The organism is Cupriavidus sp. 01L415, assembly GCF_056400065.1.
In genome coordinates this window covers 16,383-33,758 of the sequence record NZ_JBFTSP010000003.1, presented here as the reverse complement: position 1 = coordinate 33,758, position 17,376 = coordinate 16,383, and the positions used below count along the sequence as shown (strand labels likewise).

The window sequence follows — 17,376 nt, the reverse complement described above, 5'->3', positions numbered from 1 at the left end:
TCTACGGCGCGGACACAGCTTTTTCTGTCGATCCTGGCAAAGGCGCGCTCGGCAGACCCCACTCGGCAGATCCCCTTCGGTAGACCCCCCATGCGGGGCGGCCTTGTATCCCCCGTGTCAGCGACTCGGCGCTTCCCTCAGCGCTTCCCTCGGTGCTTCCGTTACTTGGCCGGCTCCGGTGCAGGCGTGGCGGCCGGCGCAGGTGCGGCCGGTTCCGCTGCGGTGCCGGAGGCTTCCGGCTTGCCCGGTGCATCCGGCGTGGCGGGTGCTGAGGGCTTGGAGGGTGCGGACGGTGTGGAGGGCGTAGAGGGGGTAGACGGTGTAGACGGCGATGGCGTGCCCGGAGTCGCGCCCGTGTCTTCATCTTCCTCGTACGACGGCAACTGATTTCCGCCCTCGCCCAGCAGGTACCGACGGCGCTGCAGGTAGCCGTCGCGCACGAAGGCGTACTTGTCCAGCGCGGCCTGCGAGAGCAGGTCCGTGGCGCCGAGCAGGTTGGTCCGTACGTTGATCACGTTGACGCCGAACAGCGAATTGCGCCACGCGGGGTCGAGGTAGTGTGCCGGGTCGAGGTAGAACTGGCCTGCCAGCCCGATGCCATCACGGATCGAGCTGGGGCCGAACAGCGGCAGGACCAGGTACGGACCGGACGGGAAACCCCATGTGCCCAGCGTCAGCCCCAGATCCTGCGAGTGGCGTTGCAGGCCGGCCGGCGTGGCGATGTCGATCAGGCCGCCGATGCCGAGCACCGAGTTGATCGCCACCCGCATCAGGCTTTCCGCCGCGTCCGTGCCCTTGCCTTGCAGCACGTTGTTGGCGAAGTTGCCCACGTCCGACAGGTTCGCGAAGAAGTTTGTCACCGCGATGCGTACGGGCTCCGGCGTGACCGCCTTGTAGCCCTTGGCGAGCGGCACGGCCACGTACTCATCCGCCTTGTCGTTGACCGTGAATACCACGCGGTTCATCGGCTCCAGCGGATCGTCCGGATTGGCTTGCGGGCCGGTGGCGCAGCCGGTGGAGATCACGGCGAGCGCGGCAACGGCCAGCGCATTGGCAAACGGGGCGGGGCGCGCTGGCACGGAGCGCTTCTGTGAGAAACGGGAGAGCATGGTGAGACGGTTGTACTTTTGGTGACTTGTTATGGGGCCAGCCGCCGTGACTTCAAGCGTCAGATTCAGACGGCAACGATACCGGAATGCCGGGACTTACCGCCTGGTATTTCCGTTGTCTGGTCCACCATGGTTATCGGCGGAATTTCCGATGGTCGTAGCCACCGTCAAGGGGGGCAGCGACGGGCCGAGCGGATCGACCCGCCCGGTGGAGAGTCTGCGTGGACGCCCCATCAGGATCGGCTGGAAGAACACCGCGCCCGCCAGCGTGCAGAACAGCGCCAGCGCCAGCAGCTTGCCCATGCTGGCCGTGCCAGGGTGGTGGGACAGCCAGAGGCTGCCGAAGGCCGTGGCCGTGGTGGCCGCGCTGTAGAGCACAGCATGCGTCAGGCTCGATTGCAGCAGCTTGGTCTTGCCGTGGCGCCAGGCAATCACGTAGTAGATCTTGAAGGCGACGCCAATCCCCAGCAGCAGTGGCAGCGCAATCACGTTGGCGAAATTCAGGGCGATGCCGAACACCACGCAGAGCTCCAGCGTGACGATGGCCGAGACCAGCAGCGGGATCAGCGTGCGCAGTACATCGCTGATGCGGCGCAGCGTGATCCAGAGCAGTACCGCGATCGACAGCACGGCCCACAGCCCGGCATGGCCGAACGCGGTCATGATGGTGTCTGCCGAGCCCTTGATGGCGATGGGGCCGCCGGTGGCATCGGGCTGGACGCGGGCGATCACCTCCAGGAAGCGGTTGAGCGCGGTTTGCCGGGCATCGTCATTCTTCACGCCCGGCGGCGGCAGCCTGGGGCTTACGCTGACCAGCGCGCGCCCGTCGGGGGCCAGCCAGTCGCGCACCAGATCGGGCGGCAGCGTCTGCAGCGTGATGGGCTCCGGCTGCAGTGCGCGTTGCAGCTTGGCCAGCGCCAGCCGCAGCGGCAGGGCAATGGCCCGTTCCGCGCGGTCGCGCGTGGCGGCGTCGGCGTCGGCCAGCTTCTTGAGCCCCCGGGACAGGTGCTCGGCGGCGGCGGCGCCCGGACCGGGGTGGTCCTCGGCGGCCAGGGCCAGCTGCCGCGATGCATTGCGCAGCGAGGCGACACGCCGCGCGTCGTCGGCCGGCTCGGACGGCGTCTGCGTGAGGGACGGCATCAACGTCTTGGCCATGCCCGCGATGGCGGCGAGCTTGGCCGGCTGATCGTCCGGGGTGAACGTTTGCAGCGTGACCACGCGCTCGACTTCGGGCAGGGTGCGCAGTCTGGCATCGATCTGCCCGGCTGCGGCCAGCGACGGCGCGAGGACCTTGACGTCATCGGTGCCGGCCTGCGGCGCATCCTTCAGCGCGAGCAGCGTCGACATCGACTCCGAGTGCGGGTCTTTCAGGTGCAGCGGGTCAAAGTCGAAGCGCAGATGGGGCAGCAGTGGGGCACCCGCCAGGATCGTGCCGAGCACGCCTACCAGCACGCCCTTGCGGTGGCGCTCGAAGAACGTGTCGGCGGACGCCAGCCAGGCAAAACCGGGGGCCTCGTTCTCGCCCGGCGGGGCGAGAACGCGAATCAGGGCCGGCAGCAGCGTGAACGTGGTGCCAAATGCGATGAACATGCCGACGCCGGCGATCTTGCCAAGCTCGGCCACGCCCCGGTAGTCGGTGGGCAGGAAGCAGAAGAATGCCGCCGCCGTGGCTGCCGCCGCCAGCGTGAGCGGCGTGCCCACGTCTCGCGCGGTCAGCGTGAGCGCGGTGACGAGGTCGTCGTGCTCGTGCCGCTCGGCCCGATAGCGCACGCCAAACTGGATGCCGAAGTCCACCCCCAGGCCGACGAACAGCACCGCGAACGCGACCGAGATCATGTTCAGAGCGCCGACCATCATCAGGCCCAGCGCCGCCGTCATCAGCAGGCCGGAAATCAGGCTGGCCAGCACGGCCAGGATCAGGCGGCCCGAGCGCAGCGCCATCCACAGGATGCCGATGACCACGACCAGCGTCAGCACGCCGTTGAGCACCGCACCATCGCTGACGGACGCGAACTCGTCGTCGGCCAGCGGCTGCGGGCCGGTCAGGCGCACCACGGCGCCGTAGCGCTCCTCGAGCTTGAGGCTGGCGGCGGCGGCGCGGATGGTGTCGCTGGCGCCGGCGCCGGCCTGCAGGTCGCTGAAGTCGAGCACCGGCGAGAGCGTGACAAAGCTGAAGGCGCGTCCGTCGGCATTGGGTTTGAGGCCGTCATCGACCAGGCCGAGCCAGGACAGCGCCACGGGCTTCTTCGCCAGCACGCCGTCGACGGTGGTGGCGCTGGCCGCGAGCAGCTTTTCCATGTCGCCCAGCTTTACCTGGCCGAGCTGCAGCGGCAGGGTCAGCGTGGTCGTTAGCAGGTCGGCCAGGCCACGCAGGGTGGGGTCATGGGCCAGGCTGTTGATGAGCGGGCGAGCCTGCGTCAGCTTCTCCGCCATGTCGTTGACCGTGGCGGTGTCGGCAAACAGCAGGCCGTTGCGTTCGAAGAATGGGCCGGAGCCGGGCTGGCCCACGGCACGAAACCGCTTGGTCTGCTGGCGCAGCGCATCGGCCAGCTCATTGGCGGCGGCATCGGCCAGTTCCTTGGCGGGCGCCTGCACGACGGCCAGGATCATCTTGTCCCGTTGGGGGAAGGCCTCGCTGATGGCGGCATCGTTCCTGGCCCACGGCGCGTCCGATTCCAGCAGGCGGCTGATATCGGTGTTGATGGCGAAATTGCGGGCCACGTAGATGCCACTGCCGACGGTCAGCAACAAGGCAATACCGATCACGGTCCAGGCGCGGACGGTGGCGAATTTGACGGTACGGGTCAGCAGCGATCTGATCATGTGCGTTGAGTCATCGGCGCCCGGCAAGGGCCGGGCGCAGGGGGCAGCAGCCCGGAGTATAGCGGTTGGCGGGCAGGGTGCCGCGTGCGTCATGCGGTCGGCCCGGTTGCGATCCGCTATATACTGGGCCGACTGGCCGATTGGTCGACACCTATAGCATCAGATCGTTATGAACCGACACGGATTCCTTACCGCTGCCGTCATCGCTCCCATCGCCGCCGTGATGGTGGTGTCCACCGCCCATGCACAGACCAGCGCATCACCCGACAAGCTCGTGCAATCGGCCGTGGAGGGCGTGATCACCAAGATCAAGTCAGATCCGGAGACGCGCAGCGGAGACCTTGCAAAAATTACCGCCGTGGTCCAGCGCGAGTTCCTGCCCTACACCGACTTTGGCCGCACCACGCGGCTGGCGCTGGGCAACACCTGGAAGCAGGCTACCCCAGAGCAGCAAAAAAAGCTCCAGGAGCAATTCACTGCACTCCTGGTCCGCAGCTACGCGGTGTCGCTGTCCCAACTGCGCGACCAGAGCCCCAAATTCACCTACAAACCGGCCGCCGCGGGCAGCAATGCCAATGACGCGGTCGTCGCCACCCGTGTGCTTAACAACGGCGACGAGATGCTGATCGACTACCGGCTGCAGCGTGGCGCCAACGGCTGGAAGATCTACGACATCAACATGATGGGCGCCTGGCTGATCGAGGTGTATCGCAAGCAGTTCGCGGACATCGTCGCACGCGACGGCGTGGACGGCCTGGTGGCGTATCTGACCAAACACAACGCGCGACCCTAAGTTCCGCACATCCGCCGGCTGTTGCTGAGATTGCCGGCCGGAAAAACATGAAGCCGTCCTGACGACAAACGTAGTCGGGACGGCTTCATGCTATTTGTGCCGAGAGCTGCACGTGATTCGGGCTGGGGCACCCCGGAAATGGAAACGGGCCGCACGAGACACGTGGTCTCGTGCGGCCCGCAATCGCTACCCGTTCTTAATGAGTGGCTTGTGCTTGGGCTGCTTCCGCGCGGCTACCCTGGGCTTTCTTCAGGTTGCCGATCTCGGACAGCTTGATCTCGACGTGGCGCGAGAACACGTAGTCCGCGGGGCGCTGCTTGTCGAGCGAAATGTCCGGCGCCATCGGGCCCTCGGTCCGCACGCCGCGCAGGCTCACGCCGAGCGCCTTCAGCGGATGCGAGAAGGTGTCGGCCACGGCCGTGGCTTCGAAGCCGCTGTGGACCATGCAATCGGCGCACTTTTCATAGTGGCCGACGCCGTACGCGTCCCAGTCGGTCTCTTCCATCAGCTCCTTGAAGGTCTTCACATAACCTTCGCCCACCAAGTAGCACGGACGCTGCCAGCCGAACACGGTGCGGGCCGGGTTGCCCCACGGCGTGCATTTGTAGGTCTGGTTGCCGGCCAGGAAGTCCAGGAACATCGTGGACTGGCTGAACGCCCAGTTCTTGCCGGCGCGACCGCGCGACAGAATGTCGCGGAAGAGTTGCTTGGTCTTGTTGCGGTTCAGGAAGTGCTGCTGGTCCGGGGCGCGCTCGTAGGCGTAGCCCGGGGAGACGGTGATGCCGTCCACGCCCATCGCCTTCACGGAGTCGAAGAACTTCGCCACGCGGTCCGGCTTGGCGTCGTTGAACAGCGTGCAGTTGATGTTCACGCGGAAGCCACGTTCCTTGGCCAGACGGATCGCCTCGACGCAACGGTCGTAGACGCCTTCCTGGTTCACGGAATGGTCGTGCATCTCACGGTCGCCATCCAGGTGGATGGACCAGACGAAGTACGGGCTGGGCTTGTACTGGTCGATCTTCTTTTCCAGCAGCAGCGCGTTGGTGCACAGGTAGACAAAGCGCTTGCGCGCGATGATGCCGCGCACGATCTCGGGCATGTCCTTGTGCAGCAGCGGCTCGCCGCCGGCAATCGACACCACGGGGGCGCCGCATTCGTCCACGGCCTCCAGGCACTCCTGCACCGACAGGCGCTGGTTGAGGATGGGGTCCGGATAATCGATCTTGCCGCAGCCCGAGCAGGCCAGGTTGCAGCGGAACAGGGGCTCAAGCATCAGGGCGAGCGGGTAGCGCTTTTGCCCGGACAGGTGCTTGCGTGCGATGTAGGTGCCTACGCGGGCAACCTGCAGAAACGGAATGGCCAAGGGGTGCTTCCTGTGAGGGTTCAGCGTTGCGATTCAGCCTGCCGCCGTCTGGTCGGCAAGGCGCGTATCGCTCTTTTCAGTTGTCTTTCTGGCCGGCGCGGCCAGGCTAGCGTCGGCCAGTTCGGCCGGCAGGCGGAATTCGGCATGTTCCTCGATGCCTTCCATGGTCGACACATCGACCGGACCGAGGCGGCGCAATGCCGCGATGACGTCTTCCACCATTTCCTCGGGCGCCGAGGCTCCCGCGGTAATACCGACGACGTTCGCGTCCCGCACCCAGGCGGGATCGAGTTCGCTGCCGTCGGCGATCAGGTAACTCGGCACACCGCTTTCCGTGCCGATTTCACGCAGCCGGTTGGAATTGGAGCTGTTCGTGGCGCCAATCACGAGAATGACGTCCACATGGGCGGACAATTCGCGCACCGCGGTCTGGCGGTTCTGCGTGGCGTAGCAGATATCGCGCGTATTCGGGCCTACCAGGTTGGTAAAGCGCCGGCCAAGCGCCGCAATGATATTACGGGTGTCGTCAACCGACAACGTGGTTTGCGTGATATAGGCTGCCGGCGCATCGGTCGGCAGCTCCAGTTTTTCCACGTCGGCTTCGTTCTGGACCAGGATGACCTTGCCAGGAATCTGGCCCATCGTGCCTTCCACTTCCGGGTGCCCCGCGTGACCGATCAGTATCACGTGGCGGCCGGCGGCGGCGTACTGGCGGCCCTGGGTATGGACCTTGATGACGAGGGGGCAGGTGGCGTCGATGGCGTGCAGCTCGCGGCGCTGGGCATCCGCCACCACTTCGCGCGATACCCCGTGGGCACTGAAAATGGTGACTGCGCCACTGGGGACTTCTTCCAGTTCTTCGACGAACCGGGCGCCCTTTTGCCTGAGGCCTTCGACGACGTGCTTGTTGTGTACGATCTCGTGTCGCACGTAAACGGGGGCATGGTGCTTCACGAGGGCGCGGTCGACGATTTCAATCGCGCGGACCACGCCTGCACAGAAGCCCCGAGGCTGGGCAAGAATCACCTGCATAGAGACGGCCCCCCGACCCTTTTACAAATATTGAACATCTGAAATTGGTATTCCGGCATCACTTTTTCGGCTCACGGTGGTTACTATATACCGGTGCCGATTTTCTTGTCTGGCGCGTTGGCCGCGGCCAACACCGTTTTTTCGGCCCGAATGGGCCGTTATGGCAACATCAACGGCCAGAAACCGCTAATAGAAGACAGGGGATTTGAAATTAACAATTGCATTTTGGTGACCGGTGCGTCGGGCTTCCTGGGTTCGTCTGTKATGCGACAGGCACTCGACCGGGGCTTCCAGGTCCGGGTGCTGGTGCGCGCCACCAGCCCGCGCGCCAACCTGACGGGCCTGCCGGTGGAGGTGGTCGAGGGCGATATGCGCGACGGGGCGTCCATGGCCCGCGCGATGGATGGCGTGCGCTACCTGTTCCACGTGGCGGCCGATTACCGTCTCTGGGCGCCCGATCCCGAGGAAATCGTGCGATCGAACGTCGACGGCACGGTGACCGTGATGACGGCGGCACGCCAGGCCGGGGTGGAGCGCATTGTCTATACCAGCAGCGTCGCGACCCTTCGCGTGGCCGGTGCCACGGCGCCCGTGGACGAGACGGCCGCGATGGCCGGCCACGAGGCCATCGGCGCCTACAAACGCAGCAAGGTGCTGGCGGAGCGGGAGGTCGAGCGCATGGTGGCCGAGGGGCTGCCGGCCGTGATCGTGAATCCGTCGACGCCGATCGGCCCGCGAGACGTGCGGCCCACGCCGACCGGCCGGATCATTGTCGAGGCAGCCACCGGCAAGATTCCGGCCTTCGTGGATACGGGACTGAACCTGGCGCACGTGGATGACGTGGCAACCGGCCACTTCCTGGCGCTGGACCGCGGCAAGGTAGGCGAGCGCTACATCCTTGGCGGGCAGGACGTGACGCTCCAGCAGATGCTGCATGACATTGCGCAAATGACAGGCCGCAAGGCGCCGACCATTCAACTGCCGCGCTGGCCGCTGTATCCGCTGGCCCGCGCGGCCGAAACCGTGGCGCGCTTTACTGGCAAGGAGCCCTTCGTGACCGTGGACGGCCTGAAGATGTCGCAATACCGGATGTTCTTCACCTCGGCCAAGGCCCAGCGCGAACTCGGCTACGCCCCCCGGCCCTATCAGCAAGGCCTGCGCGACGCACTCGACTGGTTCCGGCAGGCTGGCTATCTCAAATAAGAGGTTGCTTAAAAAGGAGCCTCCAAGGCGACGGCCGCGCGGGCAGGGGAATGCGGGCGGTCCGGATCAGGACCGCACCGGCGCCTGGGAGCGTCCCTTCCACTGCCCGCCGCGCCGCAGCCAGTAGCGGCGGGCGGAATCGAGGGTCGCGCCGAGGTAGAACAGCGCCGTTACGGGCAGTAGCGGCGCCATCCACGCCGGCTGGCGGTATTCGCGCAGCATCGGCCGGTAACTTGCCGCCATCAGGATCCAGGCCAGCCATGCCGGCCACAGCGCCGCGCCACCGGCCAGCGCCAGCACGGGCGGCGCGAAGTAGGTGAGGATCATGCCCAGCGTGGCCCCCGCCAGCATCAGCGGCGAGTAGTGCAACTGGGTATAGGCGCTGCGGGCGATCATGTTCCACAGGCTCTGCCAGTCGTCATAGGGGCGCAGCGAAATGCTGTCGTCCGCCAGATCCAGCCGGATCGAGCCCCCGGCCTTGATTTGCGCCGCCAGGCTGCAATCGTCGATCAGCTCGCCCCGAATGGCGGCGAATCCGCCGATCCGTGCCAGCGCGGAGCGGCGCGCCAGCATGCACCCGCCCGCGGCGGCCGCGACACGGCTGCGCGGATCTGCCACGCGGGAGAATGGATAGAGTTTGGCGAAATAGAACACAAAAGCCGGCACGATCATGCGCTCCCAGGCGGAGTCGCAGCGCAGGCGCACCATCAGGGAGACCAGGTCGCGCTGCTCGTCCTCGGCGCGGGCCACCAGTTCGGTCAGGGTCTGCGGGCCGTGCCAGATGTCGGCGTCGGTCAGCCACGTGAATGCAGCGTCCGGCACTTGGATATCCGCTTCCGCCAGACCTTCCGACTGCGCCCACACCTTGCCGCTCCAGCCGGCCGGCAATTCGCGGGCGGTCACCACGGTCAGGGCATCGGCCTTGCCGATTGCCAGGGCGGCGGCGCGCGCGATATCGGCGGTCCCGTCGGTACTATGATCGTCGACCACCACCAGGTGCAGGCGGCCCGCATAGTGCTGGCCCAGCACTCCGGTGACGGCGCGGCCGATAACATCGGCCTCGTTGCGCGCCGGGATCACGGTGACTACTGCCGGCCACGCGGCGGGACGGGGGGACGGCGCCGGCTTGCGCACACGCCAGAAACCGGCGCGGGCAAACACCAGCACGCACCAGACCACGAGGGTCAGCAGAGACAATCCAAACGCCATGACTGCGTCGTTCCTGATTAGTGGATGAAGCGTCGGGCCAGCCGGGCCAGCCAGGGCACGGTGGTCGGACGCACAAGGCGCGCATCATACCCCGCCATGCGCCGTTCGTTCTCGGCCAGGCAGAGATCGACCATGGCGCCGGCGGACAGCGTCTGGCCCAGCGACTCGGCCGCGTTCATCGGGAAGTTGGCATCCTGGGCCGCGCCTTCGACATCCACGTCGATGCCCCGGGCGATGCCAATGCGTTCCCGGATCAGGAAGAACCAGACCCGGCAGACCTTGAAGGCGAATGCCGGGCGGCGCCACCATGGCAGGCTGGCACGGTACCAGGCGATCCAGTTCGCAAAAAACAGGATATGCCGGCCTTCCTCCTGGATCACGGGCTCAAATGTCTCCACCAGCTCCGCCGGGAAGTAGCCCGAATCCTTGGCCGCGGCAAACAGCCCGAACGCGGCGAAACTGTCGATGCATTCGCTGTAGCCGGTCACCAGCCAGCCCCATTCCCGGTCGGCGGGCGGCAGGTATTCGGGCTCCGGTGCCAGCGCGATGCCATAGGCTTCCACCAGCTTCGACAGCACGACCTTGTGGCGCGCCTCCTCGTCGCCGTCCATTTCCAGGGCGCTGCGCAACAACGGATCGCGGACAGTGCTGGCGTAGCTCCGCACGCGCACGGAAGCGCGGCCTTCGGTCTGCACGGCAATGTCCCAGATTGGCAGCGACGTCACACGCTTCAGCGCGTCAGGCGACAGCGCCGGCCAGTCGATGACCGCGGGCTTATAGGGGTTGTGGGTTTGCAGCAGCATGTTGCAGAACATGCGCAGGTGTTCGGCCGACCCGATGCGGAGCGGCCCCGGGGTGGGATCCGACCAGTTGCGCATCGCATGATCGGCCTGGTCGACGGCCGCACGGGCAATCGTGGCGGCCACCGCGGCGGCCCGTGCTTCGGCGCTGGCTGCTGGCAGGTCAGCCACGACGCCATCCATGTCGAATTCTTTTTTCATCGGCTCTCTGGGCAGGGGATTGCGGAGCCATTGTATCGAGCGCGTGACGATATCGCACTGCCGCGCGTGAGGCGGCCGGCGGGGCAATCACCGCGCGATGGGGATGGCCGGACGTCCAGCGGGAATCACATGGAGGATGCCAGGCGCGACACGTGCCCGCGGCTGTCCGGTGCGCGCGCCAGCCGCCAGTCTGCCTGGCTGGTTTGGCTGACGGTGGCGTGAGGGCCGAACAGAGCCCGGCGGGACCGGGCCCGCCGGCAAGAGGGTAAGTAGAAGGTAAGAGGGGTCAGATACGCCCGGTTAGCGGTGGGATCGTGACACCGTCTGCGAGTGGGATTCCATGCCGGGATGCCGGTGCCATTCCTGTGGGATATCCGGGAAGACATCGCATTCGCCGCGAACGATGTTCTCGATCGTGGCGCAAATCCCTTCGGTGCCGCGCGGTCCTACGCAAACCAGGCTGCGCGGGTGTTCCGAATGGGGCGGTATGGCATAGACGTGCATCCCTTCCCGATAAAGGGGGTGTTTACAGAGCCGCTCATTCATTAGTTCGACAAAGCGGCGGGGGCTTACGGTCGGCTTGTCCATCGCTTCTCTCCCTGGGTCCGGCCGGCGGGCTTCTTGTTCACCCTTGGTCCGGCGCCTGCGGGCGGGACCCGGAATCGTCAGGTGGATGGCCGCGGCTGCCATTCCTGTCGCGCGGCCGGGAGCGGCCCCGGCAGGCGCGTGCGGAAACGGAAAAAAAGGGCCAAATGGGTCCCGTCTCGCGTGCCACCACATTTCCAGCCTAGGCGATGGATGGCACGGATCAAGTGTCGGATAGCGGTGGCCAGTGCCTAATGCGGCATTTGTGTGCCGGTGGATTCGCTTGCGGCACGGGGGCCGTCGAGCATGCCATTCCCGGCTGCCCAGCACGCCGCTTCCGCTTCGGCATGGGATGGATAGTCGGACGCGGCCTCGATCATGCTGTCGCAGTCGGCACCGCCGCATTTTTCTTCCACGACGATCCGCCACGTATAACGCCCGGGAGGGTCTTCCAGCACATGCATCACGAGCGTGCGGCGATGATCAGTCAGGGTCATCGGATGTGTGGACATGGCATCTCTCCCGTGCGGCAAGGGTCAGCGACCGATAGACTTTCAACATAGACACCGCGGCGCGGCATTGCCACCCCGATATACGGCTGCGTGCTGCGGTGCGGCGCCGGCGCCCTTTGGCTCCTTTCGCGGCCCCGACATTTACAGTATCTTCTGTCGCTTGGCGCCGGGGACCGACCCGTGCGGCGCCCGCAACTGATCCCACCATGCACGTTTCGCCGACCCTCTCCGAACGCATTTCCTCGCTGATCGCGCACTTCGACGCAGCCATTCTGCCGGCCTGGACCGGTGCCGGCTGGAACCCCGCCATGCGCCTGGCGCATGAGGCGCTGGCCGGTGCCACGGGCCAGCCCTTGCCAGACAAGCGCTATCGGGCGATGGCGTGCGCGCGCCAGCTCTACGTGTTTTCGGCGGTCGGCCACCTCGCCCACGCGGACACGTTGTTTGCGTCGTTGCAGCAGTATTTTGGCGATGGCATGGGCGGCTGGATCTACAGCGTGGATGCGGACGGCAAGCCGCAAGACACCACGCGCGACCTTTATACCCACGCTTTTGTCGTGTTCGCCTGCGCGCACTACCACCGGGCAGGAGGCAATCCCGATGCGCTCGCAGTGCTCCGGCGTACCGTGGATGTCATCGAGCAGCGTTTTGCCGATGGCAATGGCCTGTATCAGGCGGCATTAACGGCCAACTTCACCAACAATGGCAGCGGCGTCCTCCAGAACCCCGTCATGCACCTGACGGAGGCCTATCTGGCCGCGCTGGAGGCCACCGGCGACCCCTGGTTCGCCAGCCGTCTGCAGGCGCTGGCCGGTGCCGTGTACGCCGGTTTCGTCGCCCCCGCCAATGGCTGCGTGGCGGAACTGCCGCAGGGGACGCCCGGCAATCGGATCGAGCCGGGCCATCAGTTCGAGTGGTACTCGCTGGTCATGATGGCGCCGGCGCTGTTCGCCACCGCGCCGCTCGCTGCAAGTCTGGGTCAGGCATTCGACTTCGCGCGTCGCCACGGTGTGGCGGATGGAACGCTGGGCGTTTGCGCGGCGCTGGACGGGGAGGGCGCCGTGCAGGATGGCACGCAGCGCATCTGGGCGCAGACTGAGTTTGCGCGCGCGCTGGCCATCAAGGGCCGCGCCGACCAGGACTCGGCGTTGCTGGCCGAGCTGGAAACCTGGATCGAGCGCTTCCGGGGCCGCTTTCTCCATGCCGATGGCTGGCACGAATGCGTGGCACCCGATGGCGAGGTCGTACGCGCGGAAATGCCTTCCACCACGCCCTATCACCTGCTGACGGCCTACCAGGCGCTGGCTACGCTGGTCAGGTAGTCGCCGCTGCGCCTAGTCGACCCGTGCGGCGCGCAGGTCGCTTTTTTGGATCAGCCGCAGCAGCGTCTCGGCGGGTTTGGACAGTCGCCGCGCCGCCAGCGTGATGAAATCCACCTCGGGCAGCACCGGCAACGCGTCGACATTCACGGGCGGCACCAGGCCGCCGCCGGACAGGTTCTGCGCACGTACCGTAATGCCCAGTCCGCCGCGTGCGGCGGCAATGCAGCCGGAATGGCTGCTGCTGGTGCAGACCATGCGCCAGCGCCAACCGCCCTTGGCCAGCGTGTCGAGCACGATGGAGCGCGTCACGCTCGGCTCGTTCACCAGGATCAGGGGCAACGGCTGGCGCACATCGATGACCGTCCCGGGCCGCGCCAGCCATGCCAGTTGGCCCCGGAACAGCGGCACGCCGCGCCGGTCGCTCTCGCGGCGCTTGCCGACCATCAGGTCCAGCGTGCTGGCCTCGATCAGTTCGTAGAGCTTGCCCGTCATGCCGATCGTGATTTCCAGCTCCACATCGGGGTGCGTGGCCCGGAATGCCGCCAGCATGTTGGGTAGCGGGCCCTGGGCCAGGTCCTCCGACGTGCCCAGCCGCACGCGCCCCTGCAGCCGCGGTGCGCTGAACTGGGATTCGGCACGCGCCAGCGACTCCAGGATCAGCCGGGCGTGGACCAGCAAGGCCTCGCCGTCCGGCGTGAGCGACAGCGAGTGCGTATCGCGGATGAACAGCCGCCGGCCGACGCTTTGCTCCAGCCGGCGAATATGATCGCTGACCGAGGACTGCGACAGGCCGAGCTGCCGTCCGGCGTCCGTGAAGCTGCGCGCCGTGGCTACCGTGGCGAAGGTCTGGATCCAGGTGGGATTGAGCATGGCAGGATTGTGATCGGCATTTCCGATTGCAGTCAACAACACCAGAGGGGTTCCCGATGGGGTGCGCGCTAATTACCATTGGCACTGATTCCCGGATATTCCGGGATATCGCCCCCAAGAGCCCCAATGCATACCGCTTCATCCTCCGCCGCCAGCCAGGCCTTTTCCCAGAAGGCCATGTTGTGGATCGTCTTCACTGGCTTCTTCATGCAGACCCTGGACACCACCATCGTCAACACCGCGTTGCCGTCGATGGCGCACAGCCTGGGTGAGAAACCGCTCGACCTCAAGCCCGTGGTGGTGGCGTACACGCTGACCATGGCGATGCTGACGCCGGCCTCGGGGTGGCTCGCGGACAAGTTCGGCACGCGGCGCGTCTACTTCAGCGCAATCCTGATCTTCGTGCTGGGGTCGATGTTCTGTGCCACGGCGCACACGCTGACACAACTGGTCATCGCGCGCGTGCTGCAGGGCGTGGGCGGGTCGATGCTGCTGCCGATCGGACGGTTGGCCGTGCTGCGCAATATTCCGGGCGAGCAGTACATCGCCGCGCTGGCGTTTGTATCGATCGCGGGGCAGGTGGGGCCGATCTTCGGCCCGGTGCTGGGTGGCTGGCTGGTGCAAAGCGCATCGTGGCACTGGATCTTCCTGATCAACCTGCCGGTGGGACTGGTTGGCCTGCTGGCCGTGCGCCGCTACCTTCCTGCCGGCGAGGCCGGCGAGGCGCCGCCCTTCGACTGGATTGGCTGCGGACTCCTCTCGCTGTGCATGGTGGCGTTTTCGCTGGCGCTGGAAAACGGGGCGGAAAATGGCCGCTGGAGCGCCGCACTGGCGGCCACGAGCGTTGCCGCCGCGCTGCTCTATATTCCCCACGCGCGCCGGCATCGCACGCCGCTGTTCCGGCTGGCCCTGTTCCGCGAGCCCAATTTCAGCGTCGGCCTGATCGGCAACCTGGTGTGCCGCATCGGCTCGGGCGCGGTGCCGTTCCTGCTGCCGCTGCTGTTCCAGCTCCAGCTCGGCTATTCGCCATTCCATTCGGGCGTGATGCTGCTGCCGGTGGCCATCGCCGGCACGATTTCCAAGCGCTGGATCGTGCCGCTGGTGAACCGCTATGGGTACGACAACTTCCTGCTGATCAACACGCTGATCGTGGGCGCGTCGATTGCCTCGTTCGCGGCGATGTCGCCGGGCTGGCCGCTGGCGATGTCGATCGTGCAGCTTGCCGTCTTCGGCGCCGCCAATTCGATGCAGTTCGCGGCGATGAACAGCGTCACGCTGAAGGGGCTGTCGCGCGAGGACGCGGGCAGCGGCAACAGCCTGTTTTCGATGGTGCAGATGCTGGCGATCGGGCTGGGCGTGACCATCGGCGGCGGGCTGGTCAGCCTGTTCTCGGTCAAGCTGGGAGTGGCCGCGCCGGCCTATCGGCTGGCCTTCCTGAGCGTGGGTGTCATCACGCTGCTGTCGGCGCTGGTGTTCCGGCGGCTCGACGCCGACGTGCTGAATCCCGTACGTCGTCCGGCCGAGGCGCCGCCTGCGCGATAGCCCGGGCCGGCACGCGATCCTGTGCTATCCGGGCGCCGGTTCAGTCCGACTCGGTGACGCCGCTTTCGCGCAGCAGCCGGTCGCATTCGTCGAGCATGTCGTGCGCGAACGCCGACTGGTAGTTCGGGTCCAGCGCTTCCATCATCTCGTGCGCGGCATAGAGGCCAGCCTCGCGGGACAGCGACGCCGCCAGCTGACGCGCAAACTGGTCGCTCAGTTCAGAGAGCAGTCGCCTTTCCGACAACGCCAGTTGAAGTTTGGATCGCGATAGCCACAAGCCGGCCAGCGTGGCCCCTTGCGCGTCCGTCATCCAGGTGCGGTGCTCATAGAACGCGGACAGCCGTTCGGCCGTCAGCGCAAACATCAGCGCCTTGCGGGTGTTGAAGTCGATTCGGGGCAGGGGCGTGGCGGGAATCATGCGATTAAGTACTGAATCAGGGGCGCGCTGAAGGGCGCAGGGCGCGATCTTATCCGCCTATTGCGGCGCGGAGCCGGGCGTTTTGCCGGCAAGACGCGCGTGCAGCCAGGCGCCGATCTCGGCGATCTCTTCCAGGCAGACGGAATGGGGCATCGGATAGGTATGCCATGTCACCGGCTGCTCGCGGGCGATCAGGAAGTCGCGGGCGCGTGCGCCCAGGGCGAGCGGCACCACGTCGTCCTGGGTGCCATGCGCGGCGAACACCGGCGTTGCGGCGTTGGCTTGCGTGGCCTCGGCTGCGATCAGGTCCGTCGATGGCATATACGTGGAGAGCGCCGCCACGCCGGCCAGCGTTTCCGGATGGGTCAGCGCCGTGGTGTATGCGATGGCGCCGCCTTGCGAGAATCCCGCCAGCACGATGTGGTCCGTGGGCACGCCGCGCGCGTTTTCGCGGGCGATCAGCGCGCGGATGGCATCGCGCGAGGCGCGGATGCCGGCTTCATCGGCGCGGCGGCCCGCTTCGTCGAGCGAGTAGATGTCGTACCACGCCGGCATGACGTAGCCGTTGTTGCAGGTGACCGGAATCGCGGGCGCGTGCGGAAAGATAAAGCGGACCGCGGGTGCATCGGGCAAGCCGAGTTCGGGTACCACGGGCACGAAGTCGCTGCCATCGGCACCCAGGCCATGCATCCAGATGACGGAAAATGCCGGGTTCGGCGCGGTTTCAATTTCGATCGCGGGCAGCAGTTCGCTCATGGGCCGTTTCCTGAAAGGGACGTGCGCATGCCGCCCCTGGCTGAGGCGGCATGGCGTAGACCCGGGCGAGTATCGCACAGGCCGGTGTGCCGGCCTGTGCGTTAGCCTAGTTGGCCTATGCGGTGGAGCGCTCGGCAGCCCTCAGGCTGCCGACGGAACGATCGGTACGGTGGTCAGGCCGGGGGCCGAGCGCGTCGGCTGCGGCAGCGCCGGCGTCGGTGCGTCGACTGAGGCGGCGGCGGCACGACGCTTGTCGGCGACGCCTTCCACACCGGTCGCGCCCACTTCCTCCAGGAACGCGATCATGTTGCGGTAGTAGTCGACTTGCATCTGCGCTTCAAGCAGGCGGCGTTCTGCCTGGAAAAGCGTCAGCCTCATGTCTTGCAGTTCCTTTTCGGCGATCTTCTCGGGCGTCGGCGGACTGAACAAGTTTGCAAGCGAACGCATGGCAGATACCTCCAGGGCTGTTACGGCTGGGTGAGTCGGATGTGCGCGCCATGTCGACCAATATAGACGATTCGGCGCAAGGTACACGATGGGTCACCATGGCTGATGTGGGGTCCCCCACAAGAATGATTGCCGCCGCTACTTGACGGGAGTAGATTGACCGCCCATCGGCCTCCCGTCAGCCTTCCATCGGCCGTCCATCGGACCTGGCGCATCGCCAGGCCGGTTCGCACGTGCGCTCGGCGCCGCTGCGCGTTGACCATTTTTTCTTTTTTGCCGACAACCCCGCGACGTTCATTGCCAATTCTGGTGAAACTTGCCAGGGGGTCCGCGTTGTCGCCGCATGGTTCGGGTGCGTAAAAAAACAACACGCCTGACGCCATCCGTCGGC

General features: G+C 66.3%; 16 protein-coding genes. 4 read left to right on the top strand and 12 right to left on the bottom strand.

Features of this window, described 5'->3' with window-relative positions:
• Window positions 1-161 precede the first annotated feature (161 nt).
• Both AC1DOX_RS07910 and hpnN read right to left on the bottom strand, forming a co-directional pair.
• Entirely contained in the window at window positions 162-1,109 is a 948-nt protein-coding gene (locus tag AC1DOX_RS07910) for an MlaA family lipoprotein (RefSeq protein ID WP_441616838.1), read from the bottom strand.
• Between the two features lie 96 nt (window positions 1,110-1,205).
• The gene (gene hpnN / locus AC1DOX_RS07905) at window positions 1,206-3,932 is read right to left on the bottom strand and encodes a hopanoid transporter HpnN (RefSeq protein ID WP_477101268.1); all 2,727 of its coding nucleotides are present in this window, start codon (window positions 3,930-3,932) and stop codon (window positions 1,206-1,208) included.
• A 169-nt stretch (window positions 3,933-4,101) separates the two neighbouring features.
• Between hpnN and AC1DOX_RS07900 the strand changes: the two genes are divergently transcribed.
• Window positions 4,102-4,725, top strand: a complete 624-nt coding sequence (locus AC1DOX_RS07900; protein WP_092137269.1) for an MlaC/ttg2D family ABC transporter substrate-binding protein — start codon at window positions 4,102-4,104, stop codon at window positions 4,723-4,725.
• Between the two features lie 196 nt (window positions 4,726-4,921).
• Here AC1DOX_RS07900 and hpnH read toward each other — a convergent pair whose 3' ends face one another.
• Both hpnH and ispH read right to left on the bottom strand, forming a co-directional pair.
• Entirely contained in the window at window positions 4,922-6,088 is a 1,167-nt protein-coding gene (gene hpnH, locus AC1DOX_RS07895) for an adenosyl-hopene transferase HpnH (RefSeq protein ID WP_092137270.1), read from the bottom strand.
• Between the two features lie 33 nt (window positions 6,089-6,121).
• A complete protein-coding gene (ispH, locus tag AC1DOX_RS07890; protein WP_441616843.1) occupies window positions 6,122-7,120 on the bottom strand; it encodes a 4-hydroxy-3-methylbut-2-enyl diphosphate reductase in 999 nt (332 codons plus the stop codon).
• A gap of 150 nt (window positions 7,121-7,270) precedes the next feature.
• Between ispH and hpnA the strand changes: the two genes are divergently transcribed.
• Window positions 7,271-8,323 (top strand): hopanoid-associated sugar epimerase, encoded by a 1,053-nt coding sequence (gene hpnA, locus AC1DOX_RS07885; RefSeq protein WP_441616918.1) that lies wholly within the window; start codon window positions 7,271-7,273, stop codon window positions 8,321-8,323.
• 66 nt (window positions 8,324-8,389) lie between these two features.
• On the opposite strand, the gene AC1DOX_RS07880 is transcribed toward hpnA, so the two are convergent.
• The 4 genes from AC1DOX_RS07880 to AC1DOX_RS07865 all read right to left on the bottom strand — a co-directional run bounded on the left by AC1DOX_RS07880 (window position 8,390) and on the right by AC1DOX_RS07865 (window position 11,630).
• Window positions 8,390-9,532: a glycosyltransferase gene (locus AC1DOX_RS07880; protein WP_441616845.1), complete on the bottom strand. Its 1,143-nt coding sequence runs from the start codon at window positions 9,530-9,532 to the stop codon at window positions 8,390-8,392.
• A gap of 17 nt (window positions 9,533-9,549) precedes the next feature.
• Window positions 9,550-10,410, bottom strand: a complete 861-nt coding sequence (locus AC1DOX_RS07875) for a ferritin-like domain-containing protein (protein WP_441616920.1) — start codon at window positions 10,408-10,410, stop codon at window positions 9,550-9,552.
• Between the two features lie 423 nt (window positions 10,411-10,833).
• Entirely contained in the window at window positions 10,834-11,121 is a 288-nt protein-coding gene (locus AC1DOX_RS07870) for a hypothetical protein (RefSeq protein ID WP_441616847.1), read from the bottom strand.
• 248 nt (window positions 11,122-11,369) lie between these two features.
• On the bottom strand, window positions 11,370-11,630 hold the full coding sequence (locus AC1DOX_RS07865; protein WP_441616849.1) for a hypothetical protein: 261 nt from the start codon (window positions 11,628-11,630) through the stop codon (window positions 11,370-11,372).
• A gap of 206 nt (window positions 11,631-11,836) precedes the next feature.
• Between AC1DOX_RS07865 and AC1DOX_RS07860 the strand changes: the two genes are divergently transcribed.
• On the top strand, window positions 11,837-12,952 hold the full coding sequence (locus AC1DOX_RS07860; protein WP_441616851.1) for an AGE family epimerase/isomerase: 1,116 nt from the start codon (window positions 11,837-11,839) through the stop codon (window positions 12,950-12,952).
• Between the two features lie 12 nt (window positions 12,953-12,964).
• Here AC1DOX_RS07860 and AC1DOX_RS07855 read toward each other — a convergent pair whose 3' ends face one another.
• The gene (locus AC1DOX_RS07855) at window positions 12,965-13,822 is read right to left on the bottom strand and encodes a LysR family transcriptional regulator (protein WP_441616853.1); all 858 of its coding nucleotides are present in this window, start codon (window positions 13,820-13,822) and stop codon (window positions 12,965-12,967) included.
• Between the two features lie 126 nt (window positions 13,823-13,948).
• Here AC1DOX_RS07855 and mdtD point away from each other — a divergent pair, with 126 nt between their 5' ends.
• Window positions 13,949-15,364 (top strand): multidrug transporter subunit MdtD, encoded by a 1,416-nt coding sequence (gene mdtD / locus AC1DOX_RS07850; RefSeq protein ID WP_441616855.1) that lies wholly within the window; start codon window positions 13,949-13,951, stop codon window positions 15,362-15,364.
• A gap of 40 nt (window positions 15,365-15,404) precedes the next feature.
• On the opposite strand, the gene AC1DOX_RS07845 is transcribed toward mdtD, so the two are convergent.
• From AC1DOX_RS07845 to AC1DOX_RS07835, 3 genes are all read right to left on the bottom strand, one after another.
• Window positions 15,405-15,782 carry a hypothetical protein gene (locus tag AC1DOX_RS07845; protein ID WP_441616857.1) on the bottom strand — a complete coding sequence of 126 codons (378 nt, stop codon included), beginning with the start codon at window positions 15,780-15,782 and terminating at the stop codon, window positions 15,405-15,407.
• Window positions 15,783-15,839: 57 nt separating this feature from the next.
• Entirely contained in the window at window positions 15,840-16,538 is a 699-nt protein-coding gene (locus AC1DOX_RS07840) for an alpha/beta hydrolase (protein WP_441616859.1), read from the bottom strand.
• Window positions 16,539-16,679: 141 nt separating this feature from the next.
• Window positions 16,680-16,985: a hypothetical protein gene (locus AC1DOX_RS07835; protein ID WP_441616861.1), complete on the bottom strand. Its 306-nt coding sequence runs from the start codon at window positions 16,983-16,985 to the stop codon at window positions 16,680-16,682.
• Between the last annotated feature and the right edge of the window lie 391 nt (window positions 16,986-17,376).

Bases quoted from the DNA above. Each gene is read 5' to 3' on its own strand.
- AC1DOX_RS07835 (WP_441616861.1), bottom strand. From the start codon at position 16,985: ATGCGTTCGCTTGCAAACTTGTTCAGTCCGCCGACGCCCGAGAAGATC.
- AC1DOX_RS07875 (WP_441616920.1), bottom strand. From the start codon at position 10,410: ATGCGCAACTGGTCGGATCCCACCCCGGGGCCGCTCCGCATCGGGTCG.
- AC1DOX_RS07880 (WP_441616845.1), bottom strand. From the start codon at position 9,532: ATGGCGTTTGGATTGTCTCTGCTGACCCTCGTGGTCTGGTGCGTGCTG.
- AC1DOX_RS07910 (WP_441616838.1), bottom strand. From the start codon at position 1,109: ATGCTCTCCCGTTTCTCACAGAAGCGCTCCGTGCCAGCGCGCCCCGCC.
- AC1DOX_RS07845 (WP_441616857.1), bottom strand. From the start codon at position 15,782: ATGATTCCCGCCACGCCCCTGCCCCGAATCGACTTCAACACCCGCAAG.
- AC1DOX_RS07865 (WP_441616849.1), bottom strand. From the start codon at position 11,630: ATGTCCACACATCCGATGACCCTGACTGATCATCGCCGCACGCTCGTG.
- mdtD (WP_441616855.1), top strand. From the start codon at position 13,949: ATGCATACCGCTTCATCCTCCGCCGCCAGCCAGGCCTTTTCCCAGAAG.
- AC1DOX_RS07900 (WP_092137269.1), top strand. From the start codon at position 4,102: ATGAACCGACACGGATTCCTTACCGCTGCCGTCATCGCTCCCATCGCC.
- AC1DOX_RS07840 (WP_441616859.1), bottom strand. From the start codon at position 16,538: ATGAGCGAACTGCTGCCCGCGATCGAAATTGAAACCGCGCCGAACCCG.
- AC1DOX_RS07870 (WP_441616847.1), bottom strand. From the start codon at position 11,121: ATGGACAAGCCGACCGTAAGCCCCCGCCGCTTTGTCGAACTAATGAAT.
- ispH (WP_441616843.1), bottom strand. From the start codon at position 7,120: ATGCAGGTGATTCTTGCCCAGCCTCGGGGCTTCTGTGCAGGCGTGGTC.
- AC1DOX_RS07855 (WP_441616853.1), bottom strand. From the start codon at position 13,822: ATGCTCAATCCCACCTGGATCCAGACCTTCGCCACGGTAGCCACGGCG.
- hpnN (WP_477101268.1), bottom strand. From the start codon at position 3,932: ATGATCAGATCGCTGCTGACCCGTACCGTCAAATTCGCCACCGTCCGC.
- AC1DOX_RS07860 (WP_441616851.1), top strand. From the start codon at position 11,837: ATGCACGTTTCGCCGACCCTCTCCGAACGCATTTCCTCGCTGATCGCG.